At 40.8% G+C, this 3,186-nt stretch carries 3 protein-coding genes; 2 read left to right on the top strand and 1 reads right to left on the bottom strand.

Going from position 1 to position 3,186, the window contains the following annotated elements:
* The first annotated feature begins 247 nt into the window (after positions 1-247).
* Both A5875_RS20450 and A5875_RS20445 read left to right on the top strand, forming a co-directional pair.
* The gene (locus A5875_RS20450; protein WP_088935407.1) at positions 248-979 is read left to right on the top strand and encodes a GntR family transcriptional regulator, LSA1692 subfamily; all 732 of its coding nucleotides are present in this window, start codon (positions 248-250) and stop codon (positions 977-979) included.
* A gap of 48 nt (positions 980-1,027) precedes the next feature.
* Positions 1,028-2,329, top strand: a complete 1,302-nt coding sequence (locus A5875_RS20445; protein WP_088935406.1) for a Sapep family Mn(2+)-dependent dipeptidase — start codon at positions 1,028-1,030, stop codon at positions 2,327-2,329.
* Positions 2,330-2,561: 232 nt separating this feature from the next.
* On the opposite strand, the gene A5875_RS20440 is transcribed toward A5875_RS20445, so the two are convergent.
* The coding region (locus tag A5875_RS20440) for a GntR family transcriptional regulator (protein WP_088935405.1) at positions 2,562-3,186 on the bottom strand (625 nt) is incomplete at its 5' end.

The following is a 3,186-nucleotide window of genomic DNA, read 5'->3' as shown; positions in this document are numbered from 1 at the left end:
AAAGCAAGTAAGAAAGTGAGGTAGCAATATGTTAGGAGCTGTCTCTTATACACATGTTTTGAAAATAAAAAATATCTGAGAGTAATTGCTTTTTTTAATTTAACGAATATAGTATATACTGTAAGGTATATACCGAATAGTTTTGCTTTAAAGTTGTTCTAGCCAAGTCATCAAAGAATCAGTATAGTGAAATTGAGGATAAATTAGGGAGTAACGAATAGATGAATTAACAGAAAAAGGAGAACATATGGAAGAGAAAAAGACGACAAAAGCGAAATTTGGTCAGGTATCTGCCGCGATCGAAAAGCGTATTAATGAAGGTGTGTATGTAAGCTCGCAAAAGCTGCCTTCTGAATATGACCTGGCAAAAGAATTTGATTGCAGCCGCTTAACGATTCGTAAGGCCATCGATGATTTGATCAGCAAGAACATTTTGGTAAAACGACGCGGCAAGGGCAGCTACGTGATGTCACAGCCTAAGATTCAAAGCGGACGTTCTGGCCTGCAAGGGTTTACTGAGGCAGCAAAAGCCTACGGAAAAACCAGCAGTACAGAGGTCATCTCGTTTCAAAAGGTCGACGAACCATCAGAAGAAATCCTGAACGCTCTGCAATTGGAAGAAGATCAGCCGATCTATGAATTGGTTCGGCGGCGGATTTTAGATGGTGAACCCATGACGGTGGAAAAAATCTATTTAGCCGAATATTATGTTAAAGGTTTGACTAAAGCTGATTTCAACGGCTCTTTGTTCAAATTGCTGGAGGAAAAGACCGAGATCGCTTATTCCCACCAAGAAGTAGAGGCGATTTTAGTGAAGCCGGAGCTTTCAAAACTGCTGGATGTTCCAATGGGCGATCCATTACTGCAAGTCTATTCGGTGACTTATGCATTGGATGCCACGCCGATTTTTTATGATATTTCCTATTATCGGTCTGACCGATACGTGTTCAAAACAACCCTTACTCGCTATAATCGCTAGCTTGTCAGCTTAAAAAAATTTATGACGATAGTCACTAGGAGGCTTCTCATGTCCATTGATTTTAGAAATGTGATTGAAGAAAACAAAGTGCAGTTTTACCAAGATCTTGATCAAGTGATGCAAGTAGAAAGTGTCAAAGGCACCCCGGAACCACAGGCACCTTTTGGCAAAGGACCGAAGAAGGCGTTAGAAACAGTCATGGCATTGGCTGAGAAATATGGGTTTGAGACAGCAATCGTCAATGATGCGGTGGGCTATGCGCAGTGGGGCGATGAAAAAGAATACATTGGCGTGGTCGGTCATCTCGATGTCGTGCCTGCCGGTGAAGGCTGGTCTTTTCCGCCGTTTAAGCTAAGCCAAAAGGAGCAATGTTTTTATGGAAGAGGTATTTTAGATAATAAAGGACCAATTCTAGCTTGTCTGTTTGGCTTGAAATTATTAAAAGACATGAATCTGCCGGTCAAGAAAACCATTCGGATCGTCTTTGGAACAGATGAGGAAAGCGGCAGTTCGGATATTCCGCTCTATTTAAGTGAAGAAAAAGCCCCGCAATTTGGCTTTACGCCAGATTGTAAATATCCGGTGGTGTATGGCGAACGGGGGATCGTCAATTACGAAATATTCACGACCATTCCCGACCCTGAATTGAAGGCTTTAGGCGACTTTGTTGGCGATCAAGCGCGAGATCACGTTCCCGATCATCTAGCTGTAACTGTTGCCGGAAAAGAGATCCAAGCAGTTGGCAAAAGAGCGCCGTCAAATGCACCGGAGCTTGGAGAGAATGCCATCACATTATTAGCGGAAAAAATGCTGCAAGAAAATTTGCTTTCAGGACAATTGGCCAACTATTTCTCATGGCTCGTAAACAGTCTGGCGAATCAGCATTACGGCGAAGGCTTAGGAATTGATTTTTCAGATGCGGACAGTGGAAAGTTAATGATCACGCCTTATCAATTAAGCAAAAAGGGCCAGCAGCTGTCGCTTTCATTAGCTGTCCGATACCCGGTTTCAGTAGCTGAAGCAGAAGTAACCGAGGCGTTGGAAAAGCATTTGCCGCCAGACAGTCAGTTAGAAGTTACTCGGCGCATCAAAAGCATCCATTTTCCTAAGGATGATCCAAATGTTCAGCAGTTGGCACGAGTCTATGAAGCGGTCACTGGATTAGATGGGACGCCGGTCACAACGACTGGGGCGACTTACGCCCGTTTTGTTCCGAACATCGTGGCGTTCGGACCGTCGTTTCCAGGGCAAAAGGGGATCGCCCATAATCAAGACGAATACATGGATGAAGAAGATCTTTTGTTGAATATGGAAATCTATATGCGTGCGATGCTGGCGTTAATTGAATAAGTGTTTTTTAAGGCTCAGCAGGATTGCTGGGTCTTTTTTTATAGATAAAATTGTTTAATGAATACAATTATCTAATGAAGACAACAAAAAGCGTAAAGCAATCTTACATTAAGAAGGATTGCCTTGCGCTATACATTGTGATTATAAACTAATTATTTGATGATTCTTCGATGAAAATTATAGTCAAATAGAAGAATCAAATGCTTAAATCAATCTATCATCTTGAAAGGATTCATTTTTTAAATGTTACTTTAAATGTAGAAATCAATCCTTTATCGCGAGCGGTTGAATACTCAATTGGATTATCTGAGCTGTCGAAGGTCACTGTTTCTACTAATTGCAGTGCGTCATTTTTTCTGATATTCAGAACTTTTGCATCTTCAGCAGAGCAATTAATCGCGGTGAATTTTTTTTCAGCATGAGAGATATCAATGTTATAAGTCTCTCGTAAAATATCAAATAATGAAATCTTTGAAAGATCAAACTTATCCAAATTCGGTGCGATAGAAGTAGGAACATAAGTAGTAACTATTTCGGAAGGTTGATTTTCAACGATTCTCAAACGTTCCATGTGATAGAAATGAGTGTACTTATCCTTGAATATGCGACGAACGATTTCGTCATTCTCAACGATATCGATTGATAACACTTCTGTACTCGTAGAAAATTGTTTCTTTTGTGCGACATCATTAAAGCTGCGCAATTCTGAGATATCCCAAGAAAATGCCTCTCTTTTTTTTACAAAAGTTCCTTTCCCACGTCTTCTTTCAAGAAGTCCATCATTTACCAGTTGTTCGACTGCTTGGCGAATAGTAGTACGGCTCACATTATATTGATCTATAAGAGCAATTTCGGAG

Source organism: Enterococcus sp. 3H8_DIV0648 (assembly GCF_002140655.1).
Classification (GTDB): domain Bacteria; phylum Bacillota; class Bacilli; order Lactobacillales; family Enterococcaceae; genus Enterococcus_A; species Enterococcus_A hulanensis.
Note: the sequence above shows the minus strand (reverse complement) of the source record. Positions and strands in the feature narration are given on the sequence as shown.